The organism is Streptomyces changchenzhani (genome assembly GCF_039766235.1).
Classification (GTDB): Bacteria; Actinomycetota; Actinomycetes; order Streptomycetales; family Streptomycetaceae; genus Streptomyces.
Map to the genome: position 1 here is coordinate 558,150 of NZ_JBDHNH010000005.1, position 25,722 is coordinate 583,871.

Genomic DNA, 25,722 nt, shown 5'->3' on the forward strand with positions numbered 1-25,722 from the left:
CCGCGCCCCCGGTCTGGACGCGAAAGGTGCCCTTGCGGCGATGGACCGACTCGTACCGGCCCCCAGGCCGGGCGTGCACGCGAGAGCTACGGTGGTAGGCAGGCGGTTCCGACGGCCAGGGGCGTCTTGACGGAGGGGGGTCGGATGGGCCACTGGCACACAGGCGGCGCTGGTCCGGCCTCCCGGGCTGATCGCGCATCGGCTCGCGCGAAGGCCGATTCGCCCGGTGCCGCACGGAAGGACGGTGCCATGGACACCGCTGTCAGTACGGAGTCCGGTATGCAAGGTCACCCACAGTAGTCGTACGGGCGCAGGCTCCGCGGCGCCTCCCAGAGGGGGTCCTGTCGGCACGCGATGGGGACCACTGGCCTCTTCCCAGAGCGTCGGGGGTTCCACAATGCTGGCACGACCTACCCCAGCGCGGCACGCTGTCCGCCGCCGCGATCGTGCGTCACCGAGCAACGTTCGCAGCAGCGTCGACAAGGCAGTTCACCCGAGTCACCAGGGAGACCCGATGCCGAAATCGCCCATGGACAGGGAGACCATCACCGCACTCGTCTCGGACGCGGCAGCGGCCCCTTCCATGCACAACGCCCAGCCGTGGAGGTTCCGTTTCGCCACGGCAAGCGCGACGTTCTCTTTGCGCCCCGACCTGGAACGCGCCATGGACCTGACCGATCCCGCACACCGTGCGCTGTACATCGGTTGTGGCGCGGCGTTGTTCAACCTACGGGTCGCAGCCGCGCGTGCCGGTTGGGAGCCCGCCACCACGCTGCTGCCCGATCCCGCCGATCCGGAGCTGCTGGCGGAGGTGCGACTCGTGGAATCGGACAAGTCCCAGGCTGATCTGGCCCGGCTGTACCCCGCGATCCGCCTACGGCACACGAGCCGCCAGCCGTTCACGGACGAGGCGATTTCGGAGACGGTCCGCAACAGGCTCCGCAGCGCGGCGGCCGACGAGGGCGCACAGCTGGTCTTCCCGGATCCGTGGCATGCGCAGTCGGTTCTGGATCTGGTCGACGATGCCGAGGAGCGGGAGCGCGCCGCCTCGCCCGTACGAGATGAGACAGCGCAGTGGTCGGGTGCCGGGGCCGGAGACGGCGCCTCGCGGACGCAGGGCGTCCCCGATCACGCATTGGGGCCGCGCAGGTGGGACGGCCGAGCCCCCGTGCGGGACTTCGCGACCGGACGAACCGTGCCGGGCCGTGGGACTGCTGTCTTCGAGCAGTCACCCCAGCTGGCTCTGCTCGGGACGCCCGACGACCACGAACTGGACTGGCTGCACGCGGGGCAGGCCATGGAGCATGTGCTGCTTGAGGCCACGCTCCGAGGACTGTCCACCTCACTCACCTCTCATGCCCTGGAATGGCCCGAACTGCGCTGGGCCGTGCGGGACCCGCAGTCAGCCATGGGATACGTACAGATGGCGCTGCGCCTGGGCTTCGGCCCTCTCACATCCGCGACCCCGCGTCGCCCGGTGGAGGAGATCCTCGACATCGTGTGAGGCCGGCACAGCGCAGCAGTGGTCGGGGCCCGCCTCTGGCGAGGGCCGAAAGGTCTCTGCGCCGGGTCTCTGCGCCTGGTCCCTGTCGGCACTGCCTTCCCGTGCCTGTCGGACGGGAAGGCAGTGCCGCACTCGCACCCGAGGCCGGCGGCTGGAGCGGTGCGCCGACGGGCACCGGGCCGTCAGCCTGAACCGGTCGCGAGCCTCAGGTCCGCGTGCGCGTTGTCACTCGTGCCCGGGGTCTCCGGCCTCGGGCGGAGCGTGCGTCGGCCGCACCGAGATCCGACGCCCGGTGACACGGACCGGTGTGACTCTGACCCACAGGGCGCGGTCTCCGCCGGCCCAGGGTGTGGTGCGTGCCAGCTCATCCAGAACGTGTGCGGCATCGGGGTCGGTGACCATCCGGGCGTCGCCGACGACCAGGACGCTCCACCCCTGACTCATCGCATCGTCGATGTGATCCACCTCGAACGCGACCTCGGTCCCTGCCGCAGCCGCCGGGACCGCACCGGGGGCCGTTCGGAACGCAACGTCACCTTCAGCGACGAGGTAGTTGACAGGAACGATGGCGGGTCCTTCCGGCGAGGTCACCGCCACCCTGCCCACGCCGTGGGTTCCCAGCAGGGCACGGCATTCGTCGCCGCTCAGCTCCAGCAGTTCGGGGTGGTAGGCGGCGCGCCCGGTACCGGGCGGCAGATCAACGGATTCGCCGCTCAGTTGGGCGACCGTCGTCTCCAGCGCATTGGCCAGCCTCAGGAGGAACCCGATGCCAGGATTCGCCGACCGCTCCTCCACGTACTGGAGATATCCGGGTGCGGATCCCGCGCGCTCGGCCACATCCTCGCGGGAAAGCCCGAGCTGCTCACGACGAGCGGACACCCGTCGGCCGATGTCACTCCCCGCGGAAGCCGGGCCGGGATCAGCGGCGCCGCGCAGCGGATTCTCCGACATGAGCAAGCACGTCCTTTCATTGACGGCGACGCAGGGGGAGGACGGCTGCCCAGGGGCATGGAACGACCGTCCGGGTCGTGATCCCTGCCCGGTTGTGATCACCCGTCGTACCGGCGAACGTACAGGGAGCACAGGCCGGGCGCTCGACGGCAAAAGGGTGAGAGACGGCCCTGGCCGGTACCGCGCCCACAGCCGGCCCAGGGCCCCGTGCGGGCGCGAGCGCCATCGGTGCGGCTCCGGGGGAGACCCTTGACCGGTCTGTGGCCTCAGGAGTGGGGCACGACGGCCACCGGGCAGGCTGCGTGGTGCATCACGCCGTGTGCCACGGACCCCAGATGCATTCCGAGGGGAGAGGTCCGCTCGCGTCGCCCGATGACCAGGAGCGGTGCGTCGGCACCCGCTTCGACCAGATGGGCGACGGCCTGCCCCGAAACGCTGCTTGCGCGGACTACGACGTCCGGGCTCTTCTCGCGCCACGGTTCCAGGACCGTGCTCAGGGCGTACTCGCGCTCCCTGACCAGCCCTGAATCGTCGATCAGCATGCCTCCACCGGCTGCGATCATGTAGGAAGCTGGCAGGGCGTAGCCATGCATGACGTGCAGGCCCACACCGCGTACCAGGGCCGCTTCGAAGGCGAATTCGATGACTTCGTCGCAGGAATGAGCGAGGTCGATGCCGACCACAACGTCCGAGCCGCCGGGAGCACCGGCCGGCCGGAGTTCGTCACCGGGCGACCGGGGCCCGGTGTGCCTCTCGGCTCGTACGAGAACTACCGGCCGCGGGGAGTGGGCGACCACTCCGAGTGCTACCGAGCCGGTGACGAAGCCGGTCAATCCACTGAGGCCGCGTGAGCCGAGGACAAGTACTTCGGCGTTCTCGGCCGCGGCCAGGAGGGCAGCGGCGGGCGAGTCCGATATCTGCTCATGGGTGAGCTGAAGGCCGGGGTGACTCTCCTGGAGATGTTCGATGGCCGTACGCAGAATGCGACCGGCCCAATGACGCTGGGTCTCACTGCTCGGCACGGAGGCGGAGGGAGACCATTTCCAGGCGTGCACGAGGTGGAGCGGAACGCTGCGGAGAACGGACTCTGCGGCTGCCCAACGAGCGGCAGCCAGGCTCTCCGGAGAGCCGTCGATCCCGACGATAACGGCACGAGCCATGAGAAGAACCTCCTGCTTGGTCTGTTGTGTACCTGGTAACCAGCCTCATCTGCGCCGGGCCATGGGAACAGGGGCCGCCCAGACCCCCTCCGTGGTCCGATAGGCCCCCTGCCCACGGGGGACGCCCGCGACCAGAGGGGACGGGGGCGAAGGCCCTGGGCGTCCTCCCGCCGTAGCGATGGCCCGGGTCACTGCCCGGGGAGAGTCAGGAGGTACGTTCCTCCAGGCTTCACCGAAACTGTGCGGTCGGTGAGTTCGATGTCGATCGGCGACAGGTCCGAATCGGGGACCCTGATCTCCAGCTGTCCGGGGCGCATCCGGAAGTGCACTCCCCAGTGCTCTCGATATCGGAGGGTGAAGGCGTAGGTGGAGAGTTCCGGCAAGGGGACGGGGTCAAGCCCGAGCGCGCCGTCGAGTGGCCGCAGTCCCGACAGGCCGCGTTGCACCAGGTCGAGGGTTCCGGCCATGGCCCCGAGATGGATCCCTTCGCCCGTGGTTCCGCCCTGGAGGTCGGCGATGTCTCCTTCGAGGGCCTCCTTGCAAAATGCCCAGGCCTGCTCGGGCCGGACCCGGGCCAGGACCCAGCCGTGGACGAGCCCGCTGAGGGTGGAGCCGTGGCTGGTACGGGACAGGTAGTAGTCGACGGTCCGCGGCCACAAGGCGTCGTCCATGTCGTGTCCCAGCCGGCTGAAGAGGGAGCGGAGCTCGTCCGGCGGGAAAAGGTAGCCGAGCATGAGCACATCGGCCTGCTTCGAAGCCCGATACCGGTTGACCGTGTCGCCTTCGGCCTCCAGGATCCGGTCGAGCCGGCGGATGTCCCCGTACCGGACCCGGTAGGCGTCCCAGTCGAGTTCCGCGAGCTTGCCGTACCCCTCGAACTGGCTGATGACACCGTCGTGAAAGGGCACATGGAGCCGACGCGAGATGTCCTCCCAGCGGGTGAGCTCCCGGTCTTCCAGACAGGTGCGCTCGGACAGCTCGCGACGGAGCGGTTCCGGCAGCGACTCCAGGACGTCGAGAGTGCGAGCGAGTACCCAGGCGGCGGTGAGGTTGGTGTACGCGTTGTCGTCCAGGCCCGGCGCGGCAGCACCGGGATAGGCGTCGTGGTACTCGTCGGGCCCCACCACTCCGCGGATCCGGTAGCGGCCCAGAGCCGCGTCGTAGGTCGCGGCATCCGACCAGAAGCGTGAGATCTGCAGCATCATCTCCGCTCCCTTGGTGTGCAGGAACTGGGTGTCGCCGCTCGCCCGCCAGTACTGCCATACGTTGTAGGCGATGGCGGACCCGACATGGTGCTGCAGCCGCGAATGATCGGGCAACCATCGCCCGGAGCGCGGGTTGAGGTGCAGTTCCTGGGTCTCCTCGCGGCCGTCACTGCCGCTCTGCCAGGGGTACATGGCGCCCTCTCGTCCCGCGTCGCGCGCCCCCTGGCACGCCTGATCGAGTCGACGGTGGCGGTAGGTGAGCAGGGCGCGGGAGACCTCGGGGAAGTGCAGGTTCAGGTAGGGAAGAACGAACAGCTCGTCCCAGAAGACATGGCCGCGGTAGGCCTCGCCGTGCAGACCTCGGGCCGGAACACCGACATCAAGGTCCGCGGTGTGCGGTGACAGCGTCTGCAGCACGTGGAAGAGATGGAGCCGCAGAATACGGCCCGCCTCACCGGGCACCTGAAGATCGGCCCTGTCCCACAGCTGCTCCCACGCCGCTTGATGGGAGAGCAGCAGCTCATCGAAGCCGGGGGCGATGGTGACCCGGTCGACCGCGGCCCCCCGCGGGTCACTGATTGCCGGATCCCGCGAGGTGTGCACGGCAACCGTCTTGTCGACCGCCACTGTGCGATCAGCGGTGAGTGTCAGACGCAGCACCAGAGCGGCGCGCGCCGGCTCGTGGTCGGTGCGGACCGGGCGCATGGGCTCAGCGACGGTGGTGCGGGCCGCCATGGCGATACCGATGTCCGAGGTGTTGGTACGGCAGTCCAGCCACACGGTGTCGGCACCGGAGTCACCCCGGCTGATGTGGGACAGATGCTGTCCGTCGAGTTCCCGGTAGCGGGCGACCCCCGTGTTGGTGACCGTCGCATCGATGGCGGACTCGACGTCGAGCTCACCGCTCCAGCCCTGTGCGGTGAACTCCGTTCGCAGGGCCGCCAGATGACGGTCCGCCATATGAACAAGCCGCACCTGGTGGACGGAGAGCCGACGCCCCCTTCGGTCCTCGTACGTCACGGTGCGTGCCAGCGTGCCGGTGCGCAGGTCCAGCGCCTGGTGGTGGTCGACCAGCGCGGTGCTGTCAGGGGTGAACCAGTCCTGCACAGCGTCGCTGCCGGCGTCGTCGTCGCGGATGCGAAATCGCAGGGGCAGCCAGTTGGGCAGGTTGACCATGTCCTCGTTCTCGACCTGCCGTCCGGCCACGGTCGATGTCAGCCGGTTGTAGCAGCCCGCCGCGTAGGTCCCCGGGTAGTGCACGACGTCCGCCGGGCATTCCGGAGCGGCGCCGCGGGTGGCGAAGTAGCCGTTGCCGAGGGCGCAGAGAGACTCTCTGAGACGTTCCTCGGCGGGATCGTAGCCGTCGTAACTCCAGGTCCACTCCGGCATGATCAGTCCTCAGTTCCGGGCAACAGCAGGTCGGCGAGGTCGCGCACCACCAAGTCCGCTCCGTGTCGCAGCAGGTCGGCCCCAGTGTCCGGGCCGCCCGCCCGGTCCACTCCGATGACCAGGCCGAATCCGCCACGTCGGCCCGCCTCGACTCCTGCCAGAGCATCCTCGACGACCGCGGTACGGGCGACCGCGACGTGCAGCCGGCGGGCGGCCTCCACGAACAGAGCCGGGTCCGGTTTGCCCGGCAGGCGCAGACGGGCGGCCTCTCCGCCGTCCACCAGCTCGGCGAAGAAATGCAGGACCCCCGCGCGCGTCAGGAGCTCCCGGGCATGGTGGGACGCAGAGGCCGCAGCGAGCGGGATGCCCTCGCTGCGCAGGGCGTTCAGCAGCCGCACCGACCCCGGATAGGCGTCGATGCCCGGTCCGCGCAGCCGTTCACTGTAGAGCTGCTCTTTCAGGGCTGCGACCGCGACGACCGTGCCGGTCCCCGGAGGGTCCCCGGGGGCGCCCGCCGGTACGGGCACCCCGCGAGCCATCAGGAAGGACGTGGCGCCGTCCAGCCGGGACTTGCCGTCGACATAGCGCAGATAGTCCCGCTGGAGGTCGAATGGGGCGCGTTGCCGCCGGTCTTCGGGCGGGTGCTCACGCAGACAGGCGTCGAAGGCTGTTTTCCAGGTGGCCGCGTGTACCCGGGCGGAGTCGGTGATCACCCCGTCGGTGTCGAGGACCACGGCCTGGACGGCCCGCAGCTCGGGCACCAGGCCGCTGCGGGCCGTTCCATGGCGTGGGACGGGCGCGATGCCCGGCGGGGCGTGGCCGTCTTTGGCGGCGCCGGTGGCGGCGCCGTCGTCCTTGTCCGGTGTGGCTCGCGGATAGGTGCGGCCGACCAGGCCGAACCCGTTGATTCCCGCGTCTGCGGTCATGTGCGATCCACTCCCTACAGCTGTGCAGCACGTCCCGTTGGTGCGGGCACCCTGAGGTTCCTCTTCACACTGTCCCGGCTGAACCTCAGATCAGCCAGCGGTTGCGGCGTACGAACGGGAACTCCTGATCGTCCCGGCTCGGCGCCACGACGGCATGCGGATACTGGTATGCCGACGCGGAGGAAGGTGAACGCATGTCTGTCCGTACCTCTCATAAAGAACGCGATGAGTGGTGTACGAGCTCAATGTCCCGCAGCGGACAGTCAGTGCGCTGAGGCCGAGCGGCCTCTCTTCGCCGCCGAACGGCACTGTGGCGGCAGACCTGTTGGCGCAACCCGGCTGGGCCGCCGCCGGTCCCGGCTGACCAATCGGGCCGCGACGATGGACGCACGACTGAGCAGGGACCCCGAAGCGAGGCGCAGGGACGGCTCGCGGCCCCGCCGGCTGTCGGTACGGCGAGGAGCAGGGCCGAGAGGACCCGAGTCAGGGACGGTCGGCCCAAGCACCACCGGGCGCCTCCCTGGAATCATCTCCCTCAAGAGGACAACAAGTCCGTTGCGAGCACTGACCACTGCGGCACCATCGGAGGCAACCAATGCCCGGCACCATCACCGTAGGACTGGACGGAACAGACCATGCCCTCGCCGCCGCGGAATGGGCGGCGCACGAGGCGGCGCGCCGGGGGACGGCCCTGCGCCTCGTGCACGCCTGGGTGTGGCGCACCACCGACACGGTGTACGTCGGGGACCGTGCTGTGGAGGAGCGCTGGGTGCGCAACATGCTGCATGAGGCGAAAGCACGCGTGGCCAAGGTGCACCCGGACCTCGATGTCACTACCGAGCTGCTGGTCGACGACCCCGTGCCGACGCTCGTCGACGAAGCCTCGCGGGCCGAGATGCTGGTGCTGGGTTCGCGCGGCTACGGCACGCTGACCGGCTATCTGGTCGGTTCTGTGTCTCTGCAGGTGCTGCGCCGGGCGGCCGGGCCGGTCGTCATGGTGCGCGGGCCGCGGCACACCACAGTGCGAGAGAGCACCGACGAGATGGGCGAGATAGTCGTCGGCGTCCAGGACGCGGGGGAAGCCGCCGGACCGGTCCTCGAATTCGCCTTTGCGGCCGCAGCCGAACGCGGAGCGACGCTTCGAGCCGTACGGGCCTGGAGCATCCCCTCAGTCCTTGTCTGGAGTCCCGGCTCGATGTGGCTGGCTGATCAGGCGGGTGGCTTGGAGCCGCTGCAGAAGGAGATCCTGGCCGACGCACTGAGGCCCTGGCGGCAGAAGTATCCCGATGTGGACGTCATCGAGCATGTCGAGATCGGCGCGGCCTCCGAGGTCCTGCTGTCCAACAGCCGCCGCGCGAGTCTCGTGGTTGTCGGGCGCCGCACCCACGACACGGGGCTGCGCCGTGTCGGCTCGGTCGCCCATGCCGTTCTCCACCACGCGCCCGCCGCGGTCGCGGTCGTACCGCACCCCTGACACCTTTGGACGGGGCCCACCGTCCAAAGTGACTGTTGTCGTAATGAATGGAGAGAGCCAAAATGTCGACGACCCCCGCCCCTCATCCCCACGGACCCAAGCCCGTAGTGGTCGGAGTCAGCAAATCCGCCGCGAGCAGGATCGGCCTTGCCTGGGCCTCGGACGAAGCCGTGCTGAGACATCTGCCGCTGCGACTGGTACACGCGCTGGAGTGGCCGCCGGGGGCAGACCCCGCCCCCCACGTTCCCCACCCGGAGCGCACCTGGAGCGCACATTTCCGGTCAGGCGGGGACGCTGTGTTGCGTGAGGCTGTGGAATTCGTCCACGCACGCCATCCGGCCTTGCATGTCGAAGCGCGTGCCGCTGACGGACCACGCGCTCGGGTGCTGGTGGAACAGGGCGCGGAGGCTGCTCTGTTGGTGGTGGGGGCAAAGCATCTGAACGTGGCGGAGCAGCTGTTCACCGTCTCACCCCTGGGTGTCACCCTCACTGCCCACGCCGGGTGCCCGGTGGTGGTGGTCCGCGAAGCCGAGCATGCTGCCGGAGAGCCGCCCTTGGTCGTCGTGGGAGTCGACGGGTCCGCGAATTCCCGTGACGCCATGGCGTTCGCCTTCGAAGAGGCCGCAATGTCCGGAGCTCGACTGCGGGCCGTCGTCGTGCGTTACCTGCATGCCGAGCAAGCGGCGGGCGGTGAGCGGGACGATGTCGAGAATCGGTCCAGAATCGAGCTGTCGGAAGCAACAGCAGGCTGGCGGGAGAAATACCCGGACGTCGAGGTGGAGTATCAGGTGAGGTACGGCCACCCGGCACGGGCCTTGGCCCACACGGCCGCACATGCGCGGTGCCTGGTGGTCGGGTCCCGCGGGCTCGGCGGCTTTCGCGGCATGCTGCTCGGCTCGGTGAGCCATGTGCTCCTCCACCAGGCGACGTGCCCGCTGATCGTGGTGCCGCCGCGCGACGGCACAGCCGCGTACTGATCGCCTTCCGTCGGGGCACGGCAACGGCGCCACCCTCGAGTACCTGCAGTTCGATCGCCGTCCGATTCCGCCGGGTGATGCGCAGGCCGGGCATCCCCTGCACTTCGTGGTCCGAGACGTACGACGGCAGGAGGTTGAAGAGAATCTCAGCTGCCCGTTCCTCGCTCTCAACAGCCAGGGCGATGCCGTTGGGCCCGGGGCGAACCATTCCTTCGTCGGCTGCTCAGAGCCAACCCCGCCGCTTGAAGATGACATGCAAACCGGTGCATACAAGAGCCATGAGGACGATGGCGAAGGGGTAGCCGAACGCCCAGTGCAAATCCGGCATGTGGTCGAAGTTCCAGATTCTCCCCAGCGCCGACAGCCCGATCACCGGCACTGCGTACACCCGCAGATGCGGGCTGAACACCGGCGAGTACCACCTGGCACAGGTGATAGGGACTGTCCAGGGGCGTCCGGCCCATCCAGGGGCAGACCCACAAATCCAGCTCAGGGCCTCATAGTCGGGGGGTGTGGAACTCCACGTAATTCCCCACCAACGGCCCCACCTTCCCCGCCCAACCGTTCGACAGGGTGCACAGGTCACACGTCACAGGTGCGTACGGCTGGGTGCAGAAGTGGTGGCTACACGGACTCCGACCCATACCGCCAGACGGCATGCTCCAGGCCGCCCTGATCGTGCCCAAGAAGTGCGGCGGCTTCCTCGTACACGGCTCGCAGTTGCTCGTAGCGGAGGCCCGGGACACCGGCATCCGCAGCGAAGGTGCGCAGATGTACGTCGACGGCCACCTGCGAGCGGCCAACGAGGTTGCCGATGTAGTCGATGCTCTTCGGTCCCACCCCCTTCACAGAGCGTAGAGCGGCGCGATTGGCCTGGTGGTCGAGCCATGCGTGGAGAGCGTCGCGGTTATCGACCCTCTCGGCAGCCAGCACGTCGGTGATGGCGTGGGCCGTCGCGACCTTCTGCGAGCTGTTGAAATTCATGGCGACGGCAAGGTCTTCTGTGGCGAGCCGCCCGTGGAAGCCGCGGACGGTTGTCGCATCGGGCCAATCTGTTTGAAGCCGGAGAAGCCGCGGCCGGAGGGTCACTTCGTACCTACAGCGGGCGTGGAAGCTGGCGTCGCAGATGACAGCGCCCATGTGGGTCCATCCGCCGGGCTGGGTAAACGGGCCGTCGCCAAGGAGGTGCTGAACGTGGCCGGCGAGTCGCTGGGCAAGGCTGAGTGCGGTCATAGATCAATGATGACGCTCTGGTCTGATGATCCGGGTGGAGAGCGCAAAACCCCTCGGAGGGTTGGGCGGGGAAGGCGGCGCTGCTGATGGGGAATTACGCCCGGAGCGCCGTAGAGGGAACCCCCAGCGGCGAAGGGGGCTTCACCTGAGTGGCGTAGTCCGCGAGGGTCTGTTTCGCTGGATTACAGGGGTGCTCGAAAGGAGACACCGTGATTCCGTACTCGCCAGAAGAGCTCTGTGTCATGCCTCCGTCCCCCGAGCTCGGCGACCAGCTCAAAGACCGCTTCCAGGCCCTGCGCGCCCAAGCCGACGCGTTCCTCGCACCCCGCCTCCGCTTCGGCGAGACCGACCGTATCGGTTTCAACGACGGCCTGGTCCGACCAGGGACCGAGCTGCCGCTGGGCACATCCGCCCGGGCCGCGCGCCGCGCCGCAACCGAGGCCCGAGCCCTGGCTCCGCTACGCGGGACGATCCGGGTTCTGGTGGTGCTGGTCGAATTCGACGACAAGGCATTGCCCGCCCACGCCGATACCCGCTTCCGCGATCTGTTCTTCTCCACCGGCACTGTCCAGCACGGCAGCGTGAAGGAATACTTCAGCGAGGTCAGCAACGGCCTGGTCAACCTCGCCGGCGAAGTCGTCGGTCCCTACCGGATGCCACAACCGCTGGCCGCCTACGCAGGCACCGAGAACGGTACCCAGGCGGCCGAGCCGAATGCGCGGACCCTCGCCGACGACGCCCTGACCGCCGCTGCCGCTGCCCACGTCGACTTCGCTCCGTACGACAACGATGACAACGGATACGTCGACGCCTTCCTCGTCGTCCACGCCGGGCAAGGCGCCGAGGCGACAGGCGCAATGGCAGACATCTGGTCCCACAAATGGATCCTTCCAGCGGAGCGCACCGTCGCGGGGGCCAAGGTCTTCGCCTACCTCACCATCCCGCAGGACGCGAAGATCGGCGTCTGCGCCCATGAACTGGGCCATCTGCTCTTCAGCTGGCCCGACCTGTACGACACCGACGGAACGTCCGAGGGCATCGGGAACTGGTGCCTCATGGCCGGCGGTTCGTGGGGACTGGGCGGAGACCGGCCGGTCCACCCGTCAGCCTGGTGCAAGGCCGCCCAGGGCTGGGTCAAAACCCGCGAAGCGAGGACCAACGGCAAGGTGACCGTCCGCGATGTGAAGGAGAGCCGGATCGTGCACCGGCTGTGGCGGAACGGCGAGCGCAGCGACGAGTACTTCCTCGTGGAAAATCGGATGCGCAAGGACTACGACGCCGAACTGCCCGGGGAGGGACTGTTGATCTGGCACATCGACGACGCCGCCACCACCAACCGCGACGAGCGGCACTACAAAGTGGCCCTGGTGCAGGCGGACGCCCGGCGGGACATGGAGAACAACGTCAACCGCGGCGACGAGGGCGACGCTTACCCGGGGTCGGCCACCAATATCGCCTTCACCGGTAGTTCGACGCCCAACAGCAAGTCGTACGCGGGCCTGCCCACGGGCGTGGCGGTCACCGAGATTCCCCCGCCCGATCCCAGAATGACCGTCCGCTTCCAAGTCCGGCCCGGCACCCAGCCGCACGAGGTCGCGCAACAGGACGACCTGTCGGCACGGGTGGCAGCTCTGGAGGCACTGCTGGGCGTGCTCGGCGACGGAGCCGGACCGCGACGGCCAGATGGTCTCCCCAACGACAACGGGCGCTCCGGCCGGGCAGACGCCCAGAACACGGCTGTTCAGGCTGCGGTGACGGCGGCGATCACCGTCTACGACACGCTGTCGACGCGGCAGGCGCCACATGGTCAGCGCGAGGGATAACCGCGCCGAAGTCCTCCTGGAGGTCGTGGGCGAGCCCAGCCCTGGCCCCCGGGAGGGCTGGACGGCGTGCCAGGCCCGTGTCGCGCAGGCAAGCCCGGTGGGAGAGTGGCCGTTCCTCCTCGCCGACGTCCCGGGCAGCACTGTCACCGCTCTGTTTCCCCCCGGCGTCCTGCCGCCGGAAGGGAGCTGGCGCGTCACGGCGGAGCTTGTCCGGCCAGGGGTGATCAAGATTCGGGTTGCTGGGCGGGCGGTCGGATCGTAGGCCCGCGTACGGCATCCAGGACGGTCTGGCCCTGCTTGTCGACGAACTTGGTGAACAGTTCCTGCGAGTAGCCGAAGATGATGGCCCAGGCGATGATCTGGGCCGACGTGTCGAGCGCGCTGAGCCCCGGCACGAATCCACCGCGCATGAGCAGCAGCCCGAACACGGCGGTGAGAGCACCGGTCGGCAGCTTCAGCAGGGCCAGAGCGACCGGGATCGGATAAGCGGTGGCGGTGCCTCTGCTCTTCCGCAGGGCCAAGGCCGCGGCGATGCCGGCGGCTACGAGTCCGACAGCTTCGATAACGATGTAGTCCCCCCACGTCACGACATCCTTGTAGTCATCATCAATGTCTTCTTTCTCGGGAAACTCCTTGCTGCCCAACGGGCAGACGACGCTGTACCCGACTTTTGCTGCCTTTTCGGCCTGCTCCGGCTCCAACAGCGGCTGGAAGCACAGTGGCACCGCCATGCTGAAGATCGCGGTGAACACAGCGACAAGGACTACTAGCAGGGTCAAGCCACAGGTCACCCGCCGGACGATGCGCACGAAGCTGCCGACGCGCAGCTTCTCGCGGAGGGCTGCCCCTCGGGCGGCGTCCACGGCCTCGATGATCGCCACACAGTCGGTTTCGTTCAACGCGCGACCAGGAGTCTCGATTTTCTTGACGATATCCTCGACTCTGATCCTGTGCGTGTCCCCCTCAGCGAGGTGCTCTCTGACGACCGCCAGCAGACCGGGCAGATAGGGCACAACTTCAACCGGCGAAGTCATCCGCAGCCAGAGCGAGCGGGCAGTGTTGAGGTGGATCTGTGCGACGGCCACATGTGATCCGTTCCGGCACCTGCGGTGGCCCTTGTAACTGACTGCGTCCTCTGCCGCCGTCAACTCGTCGAGCGCCTTCTCCAGCCTGGGCTCGGGGGTGGCCTGCTCCGTTAGATCCCGCTTTGCTTCCAGGAGGGACCTCAGTTCGCCCGCTTTCGCGCGGATTTCTTCCCGGAGCTCCCAAGGGCCCCGTTCGCGCTTCCATTCGCTGCGGCGCTTGCTCCACCAAAGGTCGCTCATAGTCCCGACTATCGCCGCCGAGCACCGGCCCCGCCCGCCCACGTTGCTCCGTGTGGCGCATCGAAAGCAGTCTGATCGGGGTAGCAGCAGGCACATTGTCAGCGGTCGCGGTTGTGACTACGCGCGACCGCCCGGCCGGATCCTGCGCTGTGTGTGGGTGGGTGGCGTGGACCGTATCTTCCATGTCATGGAAGTCCTGGTCCGCGAAGCCCAACTCGCCTCTTCTGTAAGAAAGAAGACAACGACCCTTGGCTACGGCGGCCGCATAGACGAAGTAGGAGGGGCGCAGCAGTGCTGCTCCCCTCCTTGGCGTCTGTTGCCCAACCGGTTGAGCGCTCTCCGTGTCGGTCAACGCTCCCGGTGGGCAATGGCGCGGAAGGAACGATCCATGCGGGGTGCTCGCTACGGAGGGGAAAGCCAGCCGAAGCGGGGAGTGTTCTGGTCTCCCCAGATTCTCCTCAGCGGCTTGAACGGTGTCTGTGGGAGCCGTGCTCGTGCCGCCGAGCCTGGTGTGTGTGCGCTTGCGAGTCGACTACTCAGAGCCAACCCCGCCGCTTGAAGATGACATACAAACCGGTGCATACAAGAGCCATGAGGACAAGAGCGAAGGGGTAGCCGAACGTCCAGTGCAACTCCGGCATGTGGTCGAAGTTCATGCCGTAGATCGTGCCGACCAAGGTCGGGGCGAAGAGGATGGCCGCCCAGGAGGAGATCTTCTTGATCTCTTCGTTCTGCTCGAAGCCCGCCTCGGCGATGGCCCGCATCTCCGCGTTCTGCTGCTGCGTGACCAGCGTGGAGTTGACCGTGAGGATGTCGGCCAGGGCCTGACGGAAGCCGTCCACGCGTTCACTGGTGTGCGTGACGTGGTCGGCGACGTCACGCAGATAACGCTGAAGCTCCTCGTCGGTGCGGTACTTCGCGAAACCCGCCATCAGGCCGTGCAGCATGCCGACCAGGGGGCGGGTGGCGCGCTGGAACTCCACCATTTCGCGGGAGAGTTCATAGATGCGCCGGGAGACCTCGGGGTCACCGCGGAACACCTCGGTCTCGATCTCGTCGATGTCGTTCTGTACGCCCTCGACCACCGGCGCGTATCCGTCGACGACGGCGTCGAGGATCGCGTACAACACCGCCTCGGGCCCCAGCGCCATCAGCTCCGGAGTCTCCTCCATGCGGTTGCGTACGGCGGAGAGGTCGGGCGCGGCGCCGTGGCGGACCGTGATGACGAAGTCCCTGCCGACGAAGACATGCAGCTCACCGAAGTCGACCTCTTCGGCGGCGTCCAGGTAGCGGGCCGCTCGAAGTACGACGAAGAGCGTCTCGCCGTACCGCTCCAGCTTGGGGCGCTGATGCGCCTCCATCGCGTCCTCGACAGCGAGCGGGTGCAGGTCGAACTCGTCGGCCAGGGTGAGGAGTTCGGCCTCGGTCGGCCGGTGCAGGCCGATCCAGGCCATGCCATCGGGATCCTCGCGCAGCTGACGGAACGTCTCGGCGAGGGAGTCCGGCGTGGAGACGCGCCGGCCGTACCGGTAGAGCGCGGCATGCACGACGCTGGCCCGGTTCTGCTGCGCCGGATCGGTGGAGGCGGCGGCCGGGCGGGCAGGAGCGCGCGCGGGAGTGGGGGCGGCGGCGGGGGTCGCCGGCTGCCGCCTCCAGGAGTGCTTCATACGGGTCCCGCCTCCCATGGGTGATGCGCTGTCGTGGCCACGGTGCAGAATATACGTCCCAAATGTCGGGCGCATGGCTTGCGAGGTGCGGGAATCTCCGAGATGCGGACGGAAACTGTCCGCAAGGGTGAGTAGCGTGCGGAGCATGACCGCATCCCCGGCGAAGGCCGTGCTCAGTACCCGTGCCCTGAACCGCGCGACCCTGGCGCGCCAGCTCCTGCTGAGCCGCGCCGCGATGCCCGCCGTGGACGCCGTCGAGCACGTCGTCGGCCTGCAGGCGCAGAACACCAAGCCGCCGTACTACCAGCTCTTCGCCCGCCTCGAAGGCTTCGATCCCGAGGAGCTCTCGGGCCTGATGGCCTCGCGCGACGTCGTACGCATCGTCACCATGCGCTCCACCATCCACACGCACACCGCCGACGACTGCCTCACCCTGCGGCCCCTCGTCCAGCCGGCGCGCGACCGCGAACTGAACACGTTCCGCAAGGGGCTGGTGGGGGTGGACCTCGACCGGCTGGCCGCGCTGAGCCGCGACCTCGTCGAGGAGCGGCCCCGGACCATGACCGAACTCCGGGATGCGCTGCTGAAGGAGTGGCCGGACGCCGACCCGTTCGCCCTGGCCGTCGCGGCCCGCTGCAAGCTGCCCCTGGTCCAGGTCACCCCGCGCGGCCTGTGGGGCAGGAGTGGCCAGGTGGCGCTCACCACCGCCGAGCACTGGCTGGGCCGGCCGTCCGAGCCCGCCCCCGCGACGCCCGACGCGACCGTGCTGCGCTACCTGGCGGCGTTCGGGCCCGCCTCCGTCAAGGACATGCAGGTGTGGGCGGGGCTGACCCGGCTGCGGGAGGCGTTCGAACGGCTCCGGCCGCGGCTTCTCACCTTCAGCGACGAGAACGGCATCGAGCTCTTCGACCTCCCCGAAGCGCCCCGCCCGGCGGAGGACACCCCGGCGCCGCCCCGCTTCCTCCCCGAGTTCGACAACCTGCTGCTCTCGCACGCCGACCGCAGCCGGGTGGTGCCGCCCGCGTACCGGCTCCGTGTCTGGAACACGAACGCGTACTACCGCTCCCTCCTCGTCGACGGGTTCACGGCCGGAATCTGGCGCATGGACGAGACGAAGGACAGCGCGACGCTGACCATCGAGGCGCTCGGTACGTTCACCCGCGCCCAGCGTGCGGAGATCGCCGAGGAGGGGGAGCGGATGCTGGGCACGATGGCGTCGGCGGACCGGCACGACATCCGGTTCGCGCCGCTCGGCATCTGATCGCGCCGCTCGGCATCTGGGGTCTCGGTATCCGAGCGACATCCCGCACACCCGGGGCACGGGGCCGTGGTGGGCAGGGCAGACTGGGGGCATGTCCTCTCCCCGCCGCACCTGCCCGGTGTGCCGCCGCGAAATCGCTGTCGTGGCGAGCAGGTTCGCCCGCCACGATCCTTCCGGGGCGCGCCACATGGGCGACCTCGTGTCGTGCCCAGGGTCGCGGCGTCACGCGCCGTTGGATCCTGCGGTGCAGGCTTCGTTGGACGGGTACGACGTGCCGACGTTTCCGGGTCAGCTGCCGCTGTTCTGACGGGGGCTGACGGGGGGCTGGAGGGGGCTGAAGGGGCGGGCCGCCGCGCGGGACTTTTCGCGCCCGGTTACTCCGCCCGGCCCGTCGCCGCCACGGTCACTCCCAGGCCGATCATCGCGAAGCCACCCGCCCCGCCGATCATCGACAGCCGCCGCTCCGACCGCGCGAACCATCCGCGTGCCGCGACCGCGCCCAGACCCCACAGCGTGTCGGTGACCAGGCCGATGGTGATCGGGACCAGGCCCAGCAGGAGCATCTGGGCGGGCAGTTGCCCCGCCGAGTGGTCCACGAACTGGGGAAGGACGGCGGCGAAGAAGATGATCCCCTTGGGGTTGGTGACCCCGACGGCGACCCCGTCCATGACGGTCCGTAGATCACCTCGTGCGTGCTGCGCGCCAGGTACCGGCACGGACCCCATAGCGAAGTCCTTGCGGTGGCGGAAGGCATGCACCCCGAGGTAAATCAGATACGCCGCGCCCGCCAGCTTCACCGCCATGAAGACGGCCGCGGACTGCGCGACCAGCGTGCCGATTCCCAGCGCGACGGCCACCACCAGGAGGTAGGAGCCAAGGACGTTGCCCAGCACGGTCGCCAGCGCCGTTCGCCGGCCGTGGGCCAGCGCCCGGCCGATCACGAACAGCACACTCGGCCCCGGAATCACAATCATCAGGAGAGACATCACCGCGAAAGCCAGGATGCGATCCGTCGACACCATGTCGTCCACACTCCCCATAGTTGCCGAGGAAGCAGGGTAGCCCACCGGTGTGACGTCAGTACGTGTTGTTCTCAGGTGTTCAACCGCCGGGTGTCACTCTGCCGCGTCTGCGGGTGGAGGGGCGCATTGACCCACTTCACATGCGGCTGGGTGCTTGACGGGGCCACTGGGCACGGCCGGAGGACGCCCCGCCGACCCACAAGGTCTATGTTGCGCAGATCGACGCCGCGACCAAGGGCCGTCGCGAGCCAGTCAAGCCGCTGTTCCAGGTGGCGGAAGCGGCAAGTGCCGGATTTCCCGCCTGAAGTAGCTGTTTCGGACACAGGAGAGAGCAATGCGGATTCCGATGACCATCGCGGACTTCCTCAACCGGGCAGAGCTGGGGTTTTCCTCCGGCGCCGGTGTGGTCGACGAGCCGGATCAGCCCGGCCCACCGGTGCCCCAGTCGACGTATGGGCGGTTGGGCGAGCGGGTGCGGGCCTGGCAGGCGGGGCTTGACGCGCTCGGCGTCGGCGAGGGCGAGCGGGTAGCGGTGGTCAGCCACAACTCCGCGCGGATGCTTGAGCTGTTGTTCGCGGTGCCGATGAGCGGCCGGATCTGTGTGCCGGTCAACTTCCGACTCAAGCCCGAAGAGATCGATTACTTGGTGCAGCAGAGCGGGGCCTCGGTCCTGCTCATCGACCCCGAGCTGGACGCCGCCCTCTCCGGCGTCAAGGCCCGCCACCGCTTCGTCCTCGGCGAGCAGACCGACACCGAGCTGATGCGGTTCGGCATCGATCCCCGCCCCTGGTCGAATCCGGACGAGGATGCCACCGCCACGATCAACTACACGTCAGGGACCACCGCCCGCCCCAAGGGTGTGCAACTGACTCACCGCAACATCTGGGTCAACGGCCTGACCTTCGGCCTGCACGCCCGTGTCTGGGAACGCGACGTCTACATGCACACCCTGCCGATGTTCCACTGCAACGGTTGGGGCATGCCGTATGTCATGGCAGGACTTGGCGTGAAGCAGGTGGTGCTGCGCAAGGTCGACGGCGCGGAAATCCTGCGCAGGGTCGACGAACATGGCGTCACCCTGATGTGCGGCGCGCCCGCCGTATGGAACGCCGTGCTCGACGCGGCGGCAACCTGGGAGGGCGAGATCCCGGGTCGCGACCGCGTGCGGATCGTCTGCGCCGGGGCACCGCCCCCGACCAAGACCATCGTACGCATGGACGAGGAACTGGGCTGGGAGTTCACCCAGATCTATGGCCTTACGGAGACCTCCCCCCTCCTCACCTTCAATCGGACCCAGCCTGCCGACGCGGACCTACCCGCCGAGGAACGGGCCCGCAAGCTGTCTCGTGCGGGACTGCCCGCACTCGGAGTCAAGCTGAAGGTCGCAGACTCCGGCGAGATCCTGGCCCGCTCGAACGTCGTGCTCGACGGCTACTGGGACAAGCCTGAGGAGACATCGGCGGCCTTGGAGGACGGTTGGTTCCACACCGGCGACGGCGGCACGGTCGACGACACCGACGGCCACCTGACGATCTCCGACCGGAAGAAGGACGTGATCATCACCGGCGGCGAGAACGTGTCGTCGATCGAGGTGGAAGACGCGATCTTCAGCCACCCGGCGGTCGCCGAGGTCGCTGTCATCGGCGTGCCGCACGAGAAGTGGGGCGAGACGATCAAGGCGCTCGTGGTCCTCGCCGCAGGAGCGACGGTGGTGGAGGCCGACATCATCGCCCACTGCAAGCAGAGGATGGCCGGCTACAAGGCGCCGACGACCGTCGAGTTCCGCGACGTCATCCCGCGCACGGCCACCGGCAAGATCCAGAAGTTCAAGCTTCGCGGGCCGTACTGGTCAGGCCTGGACCGGGGGATCAACTGACCGCCGACCTCCTGCGCGAGGCCAGTTGCGAGTGAGCGGCAGCCATGTCCGGCGGTTGCTGTTGCTGGGGATCGTCGTGTGATGTTGTGCCATGGCCGCCAGCCGCCCAGCTCAGGGGGACACGCGTTCAGCGGGATGCGCCGGCGGAACTTCGGCCCTGCCCCGGGGTGCCGCTCACCGCGCGGATCGTCAGGCCTCGTCCGCCGACGGGCGGTGCGGCTCTACGAGCTCTTCGTAGGCGGCCGTGATGTCCACGTCGAGCACGGTGACGATCTCTTCCCTCGTCGGCATGGCGCCACCGTGTGCGGTGTACAGCTGTGATTCGTCCGACGGTCTGGAGCAGGGGGAGTTCCGCAGGGGTCGCGGGCCGGACGCGCATGGCGGCAGTATCGCTCAGGGAGTGGCCTACGCACCCGTGCTGATGAGCTTGTCCGCCGGGCCGTTGACCGGCTGTGGGGTACCTGTGAGGTCCATGACGAAGAGCGGGAGGCCCAGCGAGTCCGCGCGCGCCCTGGCGTCGACGGCGTACCCGGCGAGCGAGAAGAAGACGCTCACCGCCGACGAGCTGAGACCGTTGAGCCACAGGCATTCGACGTCGCGCAGCTTGGCGGGCCGGGTCGTCGGGTCGACCTGTGCGACCAGGCCGGGCCCGCGCAGATCTATGCCGGAGGCCGGCCGCTCGGGCGACTGCATGATGTCGCGGAACCCGAGCCACTTCAGATAGAGCGCAGCCGCGGTCACCGCGTCCCGCGCGGTCCTGATCGTCATCGGGCGGAACGTCGGACGCGGGGGAGCCGCGGTCGGCGGCAGCGGGATGTGGGACGGGTATCCGGCCGGGGGCGTGGAGCCGGCCGCCGCCGTGCGCGGCACAGGGCGTACCGGAATACGCAGTACCACTCCGCACGCGCAGCCCAGCTCGGGCTGCGGCCACTGGTCCTGTCGCCCGCAGGATTCGCAGCGGACGGTGACCCAGGCGTCGGTCCAGGTGCGGTGGGTGATCCGCTCCGGCGCCGCACCCCGGAGCAGGGGAGGCGCGAGCGGGGCGCCGCACGCGCAGGGAAAGACCGGTGACGTGAACGTGTGATGGCGGCGGCATGCCGGGCAGCGCACCGGCACGATCTCTCCCATGACCGTCCCCCTCGGACCGTCGGCGCTTATGACAGCGGTACGTGTCCCATCGTCCACCAAGAGCGACGCCTTGGGGAGGGACTTCGACCATTGGCCGCCCTTGACGGCTGCACGGCTCGCCTCTAGATTACTTCCATATAGCAGAACTAAACTTCCGCATTATGGAAATGACGCTCACCGGTCCACAGCGGTGGGGTCGTTCCGACAGGCCGAAGCAGGAGTACCCAATGCCTCGTATGACCGCCGCCCGAGCGGCTGTTGAGATCCTCAAGCTCGAAGGCGTGACGGCCGCGTTCGGTGTGCCGGGCGCGGCGATCAATCCCTTCTACAAGGCCCTCGAAGCGGGCGGTGGTATCGACCACACGCTGGCCCGTCACGTCGAGGGCGCGTCCCACATGGCCGAGGGGTACACCCGTACCAAGGCCGGCAACATCGGTGTGTGCATCGGTACGTCGGGGCCGGCCGGCACCGACATGATCACCGGGCTCTACTCCGCGATCGGCGACTCGATCCCGATCCTGTGCATCACCGGCCAGGCCCCGGTCGCGGTCCTCCACAAGGAGGACTTCCAGGCCGTCGACATCGCCTCGATCGCCAAGCCGGTCACCAAGATGGCGACCACAGTCCTGGAGGCCGCGCAGGTCCCGGGCGTCTTCCAGCAGGCGTTCCACCTGATGCGGTCGGGTCGTCCGGGCCCGGTCCTCATCGACCTGCCGATCGACGTCCAGCTGACCGAGATCGAGTTCGACCCGGAGACGTACGCGCCGCTGGCCGTCTACAAGCCGGCCGCGACCCGCGCCCAGATCGAGAAGGCGATCACCTTCCTCCTCGAATCCGAGCGCCCGCTGATCGTCGCCGGTGGCGGCATCATCAACGCGGACGCCTCCGACCTGCTGGTCGAGTTCGCCGAGATCACCAACACGCCCGTTGTCCCGACCCTGATGGGCTGGGGCACCATTCCGGACGACCACGACCTGAACGCGGGCATGGTCGGTCAGCAGACCTCGCACCGCTACGGCAACGCGACGTTCCTGGAGTCGGACTTCGTCCTGGGCATCGGCAACCGCTGGGCCAACCGCCACACCGGCTACAAGCTCGACGTCTACACCAAGGACCGCAAGTTCGTCCACGTCGACATCGAGCCCACCCAGATCGGCAAGATCTTCGCCCCGGACTACGGCATCGCGTCCGACGCCAAGGCCGCCCTTGAGCTCTTCGTCGAGGTCGCCAAGGAGCTCAAGGCCGCGGGCAGGCTGCCCGACCGGTCCGCGTGGGTCGCCTCGCACCTGGAGCGCAAGTCCACGCTCCAGCGCCGTACGCACTTCGACAACGTGCCGCTGAAGCCGCAGCGCGTGTACGAGGAGATGAACAAGGCCTTCGGCCCGGAGACGCGTTACGTCACCACCATCGGCCTCTCCCAGATCGCCGGCGCGCAGATGCTGCACGTCTACCGGCCGCGCCACTGGATCAACTGCGGCCAGGCGGGCCCGCTCGGCTGGACCATCCCGGCCGCGCTGGGTGCCGCCACCGCCGACCCCGAGACGCCCGTCGTCGCCCTCTCCGGCGACTACGACTTCCAGTTCATGATCGAGGAGCTGGCGGTCGGCGCGCAGCACAGGATCCCGTACGTCCACGTTCTCGTGAACAACGCCTACCTCGGACTGATCCGCCAGGCACAGGCCGGCCTGGACATCAACTTCCAGGTCAATTTGGAGTTCGAGAACATCAACTCCCCGGAGCTGGGCGTCTACGGCGTCGACCACGTCAAGGTCGTCGAGGGACTCGGCTGCAAGGCCATCCGCGTCACCGAGCCCGACCAGCTGCTGCCCGCCTTCGAGGAGGCCAAGAAGCTGGCCGCCGAGTTCCGGGTCCCGGTCGTCGTCGAGGCGATCCTGGAGCGGATCACCAACATCTCGATGAGCCCGACGGCCGACATCAGCGCCGTCAAGGAGTGGGAGGACCTCGCCACGGAGCCGGGCCACGCGCCCACGGCGATCCGTCCGCTCGTCTGACGCCCGCACCCCGCACGACCTGCACCTCCTGAAGGGGCGGTCCGCCACCACGGCGGGCCGCCCCTTCGGCGTACGGCGGTGTGGCGTGCGGGTGTCGGACGAGCGGGTGTGTGTGAGGGCTTGTGTGTACGTGCCTGAGTCTGCTGGAGCCCGAGTGCGCAGGGCACCCGCTCGGGGGCGGTGGCCTCGGGCGTGCAGGGGCGTGCAGGGGAGGCGTAGGAGCACGCAGGATCGCGGGCGCGCAAAAGTGCACGGAGTACGGGACGATCCGTACTCCGCGCACTCTCACGGAAGTTGAAGCCGCCCGACGGCACGAGGCTGGCGCGACAGGACATTCGCGCCGCCGGGCGGGTATATGGGGTGCGGTCGTGACCGCAGGTGGTGCGACGGGCTGATACAGGTGGCCCGCGTGGGCTGCCGGACGGAGTCCGGCGCAGCGGCCCGATGCCCGCGTAGCGGTTGCGAGGGGCGCACGGGGAAGGGGGCCCGGGACCGCGGCGGTGGGCGATGAACCGCCGGTTCGCTCTGCTCTCAGGTCGAGCAGAGCGAACCGGAAGTCTTGACCACCGCACTGGCTCGCTCGCCGCCGCGGTTCCCAGTCCTGTCCGTATCGTCGGCCACCCCTCAGTCGGGTCGGCGGTACGGACGGCGCGTGGGAGATGACCTCCCGTCAACTCCCTCGCGCGGTCTGTGGGTTGTGCGTCCTGTCCTAGTCCTCGCGCAGGGTGCGTACCGCTTCCTCGACGCGCTTGCCGTAGTCCTGGTCGGCCGCGTGGAAGTGGGCGAGGTTTTTCTCGATCACGTCGTCGCGGCTGACCTGCGAGAGGCCGCCGGCGATGTTCGCGATCAGGCGGGACTTCTCCTCGTCCGACATCAGCCGGTAGAGCTCGCCCGCCTGGAAGAAGTCGTCGTCCTTGACGTGGACGGCGTTCTCGTGGGTGCCGGTCCAGCCGGACACCGCGAGCGGGGCGGAGAGTGCCTGGTCGGTCTGGGCCGGGCCGTCGTACGAGTTGGGCTCGTAGTTCTTGTCGTGGCGCTTGCCGTAGCGGGTCGACATGACGCCGTCGCGGCCGTAGTTGTCGGCCACGGTGGCCTTCGGGGCGTTCACGGGCAGCTGGGTGTGGTTCACACCGAGGCGGTAGCGGTGGGCGTCCGCGTAGGCGAAGAGCCGGCCCTGGAGCATCTTGTCCGGGGACGCGCCGATACCGGGCACGAAGTTGTTCGGCGAGAACGCGGCCTGCTCGACCTCGGCGAATACGTTGTCCGGGTTCCGGTCGAGGACCAGCCGGCCGACCCGCTGGAGCGGGTAGTCCGCGTGCGGCCAGACCTTCGTCACATCGAACGGGTTGAAGCGGTAGTCCGCGGCCTCGGCGGCCGGCATGACCTGGATGTGCAGCGTCCAGGACGGGTTGACACCGCGCTCGATGGCCTGGAGCAGGTCGGTCTGGTGCGAGTTGGCGTCCGAGCCGGCCAGTTCGGCGGCCTGCTCGGATGACAGGCAGCGGATGCCCTGGTTCGTCTTGAAGTGGTACTTGACGAAGAAGGCCTCGCCCTCGGCGTTCGTCCACTGGTAGGTGTGCGAGCCGAAGCCGTTCATGTGGCGGTACGAGGCGGGGATGCCGCGGTCGCCCATCAGCCAGGTGATCTGGTGGGTGGACTGGGGCGAGTGCGCCCAGAAGTCCCAGACGTTGTCCGGCTCCTGCTTGCCCGTGAAGGGGTCGCGCTTCTGGGAGTGGATGAAGTCGGGGAACTTGACCGGGTCGTTGAGGAAGAACACCGGGGTGTTGTTCCCGACGAGGTCGTAATTGCCCTCTTCGGTGTAGAACTTCAGCGCGAAGCCGCGCGGGTCGCGGACCGCGTCCGCGCCACCGAGGTTGTCGGCGACGGTCGAGAAGCGGATGAATGTCTCGGTCCGCTTCCCCACCGCGCCGAGGAAGTCCGCGCGGGTGAAGCCGGTGACGTCGTCGGTCACCTCGAAGTAGCCGTACGCGCCGGAGCCGCGCGCGTGGACCACGCGCTCCGGGATGCGCTCACGGTTGAACCGGGCGAGCTTCTCAAGGAGGTGCTGGTCCTGGAGGAGGAGCGGGCCACCGAGACCGGCGGAGGCGGAATTCTGGTTGTCGGCGACCGGGGCGCCGGATTCGGTCGTGAGCACGCGCTTCGACATGGGGACCTTCCGTGCGGGAGCTGCTGACGGAAGACGTTTTCCGTCATGTGGAGCGTAAGTACGGGCAGACTTAGCGTCAACAGTTTGTTGAAATCGAGAGCCTGGGTCCGGGCGGCGGCAGCGCCTGGGCGCGACAGGACAGGTGTCAGCGCTGCCGCAGCCCGGAGTTCAGGGGGTCGGGTCAGCTCTTGACGGGCTGACCGGACAGGCGCTCGACGCCGCGCAGCAGGGCGGAGTGGTCCAGGCCACCGTCACCCTGGGCGCGCAGCGAGGAGACGAGCTGGGCGACGACCGCGCCGACGGGCAGGGCGGCACCGACATTGCGGGCGGCGTCGGTGACGATGCCCATGTCCTTGTGGTGCAGGTCGATCCGGAAGCCCGGGGCGAAGTCCCGCTTGAGGAAGTTGTCCTTCTTGCGGGTCAGCACGGTGGAGCCGGCCAGGCCGCCGTTGAGGACGTCGAGCGCGGCGGCGAGGTCCACGCCGGACTTCTCCAGGAAGACCACGGCCTCGGCGCACGCCTGGATGTTGACCGCGACGATCAGCTGGTTGGCGGCCTTGACCGTCTGGCCGGAGCCGTGCGGGCCGCACAGGACGATGGTCTTGCCCAGGACGTCGAGCAC

General features: G+C 68.5%; 19 protein-coding genes and 1 pseudogene. 8 read left to right on the forward strand and 12 right to left on the reverse strand.

Going from position 1 to position 25,722, the window contains the following annotated elements:
• Positions 1-514 precede the first annotated feature (514 nt).
• Positions 515-1,504, forward strand: coding sequence for an Acg family FMN-binding oxidoreductase (locus ABCR94_RS19415; protein WP_347120676.1), 990 nt, complete (start codon positions 515-517; stop codon positions 1,502-1,504).
• 225 nt (positions 1,505-1,729) lie between these two features.
• Here the strand turns inward: ABCR94_RS19415 and ABCR94_RS19420 are convergent, their stop codons facing one another.
• From ABCR94_RS19420 to ABCR94_RS19435, 4 genes are all read right to left on the reverse strand, one after another.
• The gene (locus tag ABCR94_RS19420) at positions 1,730-2,455 is read right to left on the reverse strand and encodes a helix-turn-helix domain-containing protein (protein ID WP_347120677.1); all 726 of its coding nucleotides are present in this window, start codon (positions 2,453-2,455) and stop codon (positions 1,730-1,732) included.
• Between the two features lie 266 nt (positions 2,456-2,721).
• A complete protein-coding gene (locus tag ABCR94_RS19425; protein WP_347120679.1) occupies positions 2,722-3,615 on the reverse strand; it encodes a universal stress protein in 894 nt (297 codons plus the stop codon).
• Positions 3,616-3,803: 188 nt separating this feature from the next.
• On the reverse strand, positions 3,804-6,209 hold the full coding sequence (locus ABCR94_RS19430; protein WP_347120680.1) for a glycoside hydrolase family 65 protein: 2,406 nt from the start codon (positions 6,207-6,209) through the stop codon (positions 3,804-3,806).
• 2 nt (positions 6,210-6,211) lie between these two features.
• Positions 6,212-7,135 (reverse strand): HAD family hydrolase, encoded by a 924-nt coding sequence (locus ABCR94_RS19435; RefSeq protein ID WP_347120682.1) that lies wholly within the window; start codon positions 7,133-7,135, stop codon positions 6,212-6,214.
• 595 nt (positions 7,136-7,730) lie between these two features.
• On the opposite strand from ABCR94_RS19435, the gene ABCR94_RS19440 reads away from it, so the two are divergent.
• The gene (locus ABCR94_RS19440) at positions 7,731-8,609 is read left to right on the forward strand and encodes a universal stress protein (RefSeq protein ID WP_347120683.1); all 879 of its coding nucleotides are present in this window, start codon (positions 7,731-7,733) and stop codon (positions 8,607-8,609) included.
• A gap of 62 nt (positions 8,610-8,671) precedes the next feature.
• On the forward strand, positions 8,672-9,586 hold the full coding sequence (locus tag ABCR94_RS19445) for a universal stress protein (protein WP_347120685.1): 915 nt from the start codon (positions 8,672-8,674) through the stop codon (positions 9,584-9,586).
• 223 nt (positions 9,587-9,809) lie between these two features.
• Here the strand turns inward: ABCR94_RS19445 and ABCR94_RS19450 are convergent.
• Both ABCR94_RS19450 and ABCR94_RS19455 read right to left on the reverse strand, forming a co-directional pair.
• A pseudogene (locus tag ABCR94_RS19450) lies at positions 9,810-9,926 on the reverse strand (CorA family divalent cation transporter); the annotation flags it as partial.
• A gap of 284 nt (positions 9,927-10,210) precedes the next feature.
• Entirely contained in the window at positions 10,211-10,819 is a 609-nt protein-coding gene (locus ABCR94_RS19455) for an HhH-GDP family DNA glycosylase (protein ID WP_347120687.1), read from the reverse strand.
• Positions 10,820-11,061: 242 nt separating this feature from the next.
• Here ABCR94_RS19455 and ABCR94_RS19460 point away from each other — a divergent pair, with 242 nt between their 5' ends.
• Positions 11,062-12,642: a M6 family metalloprotease domain-containing protein gene (locus tag ABCR94_RS19460; protein ID WP_347120689.1), complete on the forward strand. Its 1,581-nt coding sequence runs from the start codon at positions 11,062-11,064 to the stop codon at positions 12,640-12,642.
• A 224-nt stretch (positions 12,643-12,866) separates the two neighbouring features.
• Here the strand turns inward: ABCR94_RS19460 and ABCR94_RS19465 are convergent, their stop codons facing one another.
• Both ABCR94_RS19465 and ABCR94_RS19470 read right to left on the reverse strand, forming a co-directional pair.
• Positions 12,867-13,967: a hypothetical protein gene (locus tag ABCR94_RS19465; protein WP_347120691.1), complete on the reverse strand. Its 1,101-nt coding sequence runs from the start codon at positions 13,965-13,967 to the stop codon at positions 12,867-12,869.
• Between the two features lie 536 nt (positions 13,968-14,503).
• Positions 14,504-15,634 carry a magnesium and cobalt transport protein CorA gene (locus ABCR94_RS19470; RefSeq protein ID WP_347120692.1) on the reverse strand — a complete coding sequence of 377 codons (1,131 nt, stop codon included), beginning with the start codon at positions 15,632-15,634 and terminating at the stop codon, positions 14,504-14,506.
• A gap of 145 nt (positions 15,635-15,779) precedes the next feature.
• Between ABCR94_RS19470 and ABCR94_RS19475 the strand changes: the two genes are divergently transcribed.
• Positions 15,780-16,895 carry a winged helix DNA-binding domain-containing protein gene (locus tag ABCR94_RS19475; protein ID WP_347120694.1) on the forward strand — a complete coding sequence of 372 codons (1,116 nt, stop codon included), beginning with the start codon at positions 15,780-15,782 and terminating at the stop codon, positions 16,893-16,895.
• 91 nt (positions 16,896-16,986) lie between these two features.
• Positions 16,987-17,202, forward strand: a complete 216-nt coding sequence (locus ABCR94_RS19480) for a hypothetical protein (protein WP_347120695.1) — start codon at positions 16,987-16,989, stop codon at positions 17,200-17,202.
• Positions 17,203-17,269: 67 nt separating this feature from the next.
• Here ABCR94_RS19480 and ABCR94_RS19485 read toward each other — a convergent pair whose 3' ends face one another.
• Complete coding sequence (locus ABCR94_RS19485) at positions 17,270-17,917, reverse strand: LysE family translocator (protein WP_347120697.1); 648 nt, start codon at positions 17,915-17,917, stop codon at positions 17,270-17,272.
• 334 nt (positions 17,918-18,251) lie between these two features.
• Here ABCR94_RS19485 and ABCR94_RS19490 point away from each other — a divergent pair, with 334 nt between their 5' ends.
• Entirely contained in the window at positions 18,252-19,793 is a 1,542-nt protein-coding gene (locus ABCR94_RS19490; RefSeq protein ID WP_347120699.1) for an AMP-binding protein, read from the forward strand.
• 405 nt (positions 19,794-20,198) lie between these two features.
• Here ABCR94_RS19490 and ABCR94_RS19495 read toward each other — a convergent pair whose 3' ends face one another.
• The gene (locus tag ABCR94_RS19495) at positions 20,199-20,921 is read right to left on the reverse strand and encodes a hypothetical protein (protein ID WP_347120701.1); all 723 of its coding nucleotides are present in this window, start codon (positions 20,919-20,921) and stop codon (positions 20,199-20,201) included.
• Positions 20,922-21,148: 227 nt separating this feature from the next.
• On the opposite strand from ABCR94_RS19495, the gene gcl reads away from it, so the two are divergent.
• Complete coding sequence (gene gcl / locus ABCR94_RS19500; protein WP_347120703.1) at positions 21,149-22,933, forward strand: glyoxylate carboligase; 1,785 nt, start codon at positions 21,149-21,151, stop codon at positions 22,931-22,933.
• Between the two features lie 709 nt (positions 22,934-23,642).
• Here the strand turns inward: gcl and ABCR94_RS19505 are convergent.
• Entirely contained in the window at positions 23,643-25,100 is a 1,458-nt protein-coding gene (locus ABCR94_RS19505; protein WP_347120704.1) for a catalase, read from the reverse strand.
• Between the two features lie 181 nt (positions 25,101-25,281).
• Positions 25,282-25,722: NAD-binding protein (locus ABCR94_RS19510; protein WP_347120705.1), on the reverse strand; the 441-nt coding region annotated here is incomplete at its 5' end.

Excerpts from the sequence above, each read along its gene's own strand:
- ABCR94_RS19470 (WP_347120692.1), bottom strand. The coding sequence starts at position 15,634 with ATGAAGCACTCCTGGAGGCGGCAGCCGGCGACCCCCGCCGCCGCCCCC.
- ABCR94_RS19460 (WP_347120689.1), top strand. The coding sequence starts at position 11,062 with ATGCCTCCGTCCCCCGAGCTCGGCGACCAGCTCAAAGACCGCTTCCAG.
- ABCR94_RS19480 (WP_347120695.1), top strand. The coding sequence starts at position 16,987 with ATGTCCTCTCCCCGCCGCACCTGCCCGGTGTGCCGCCGCGAAATCGCT.
- ABCR94_RS19490 (WP_347120699.1), top strand. The coding sequence starts at position 18,252 with ATGCGGATTCCGATGACCATCGCGGACTTCCTCAACCGGGCAGAGCTG.
- ABCR94_RS19420 (WP_347120677.1), bottom strand. The coding sequence starts at position 2,455 with ATGTCGGAGAATCCGCTGCGCGGCGCCGCTGATCCCGGCCCGGCTTCC.
- ABCR94_RS19440 (WP_347120683.1), top strand. The coding sequence starts at position 7,731 with ATGCCCGGCACCATCACCGTAGGACTGGACGGAACAGACCATGCCCTC.
- ABCR94_RS19435 (WP_347120682.1), bottom strand. The coding sequence starts at position 7,135 with ATGACCGCAGACGCGGGAATCAACGGGTTCGGCCTGGTCGGCCGCACC.
- gcl (WP_347120703.1), top strand. The coding sequence starts at position 21,149 with ATGCCTCGTATGACCGCCGCCCGAGCGGCTGTTGAGATCCTCAAGCTC.
- ABCR94_RS19415 (WP_347120676.1), top strand. The coding sequence starts at position 515 with ATGCCGAAATCGCCCATGGACAGGGAGACCATCACCGCACTCGTCTCG.
- ABCR94_RS19475 (WP_347120694.1), top strand. The coding sequence starts at position 15,780 with ATGACCGCATCCCCGGCGAAGGCCGTGCTCAGTACCCGTGCCCTGAAC.
- ABCR94_RS19485 (WP_347120697.1), bottom strand. The coding sequence starts at position 17,917 with ATGGTGTCGACGGATCGCATCCTGGCTTTCGCGGTGATGTCTCTCCTG.
- ABCR94_RS19430 (WP_347120680.1), bottom strand. The coding sequence starts at position 6,209 with ATGCCGGAGTGGACCTGGAGTTACGACGGCTACGATCCCGCCGAGGAA.
- ABCR94_RS19445 (WP_347120685.1), top strand. The coding sequence starts at position 8,672 with ATGTCGACGACCCCCGCCCCTCATCCCCACGGACCCAAGCCCGTAGTG.
- ABCR94_RS19455 (WP_347120687.1), bottom strand. The coding sequence starts at position 10,819 with ATGACCGCACTCAGCCTTGCCCAGCGACTCGCCGGCCACGTTCAGCAC.
- ABCR94_RS19425 (WP_347120679.1), bottom strand. The coding sequence starts at position 3,615 with ATGGCTCGTGCCGTTATCGTCGGGATCGACGGCTCTCCGGAGAGCCTG.
- ABCR94_RS19505 (WP_347120704.1), bottom strand. The coding sequence starts at position 25,100 with ATGTCGAAGCGCGTGCTCACGACCGAATCCGGCGCCCCGGTCGCCGAC.
- ABCR94_RS19465 (WP_347120691.1), bottom strand. The coding sequence starts at position 13,967 with ATGAGCGACCTTTGGTGGAGCAAGCGCCGCAGCGAATGGAAGCGCGAA.
- ABCR94_RS19495 (WP_347120701.1), bottom strand. The coding sequence starts at position 20,921 with ATGGGAGAGATCGTGCCGGTGCGCTGCCCGGCATGCCGCCGCCATCAC.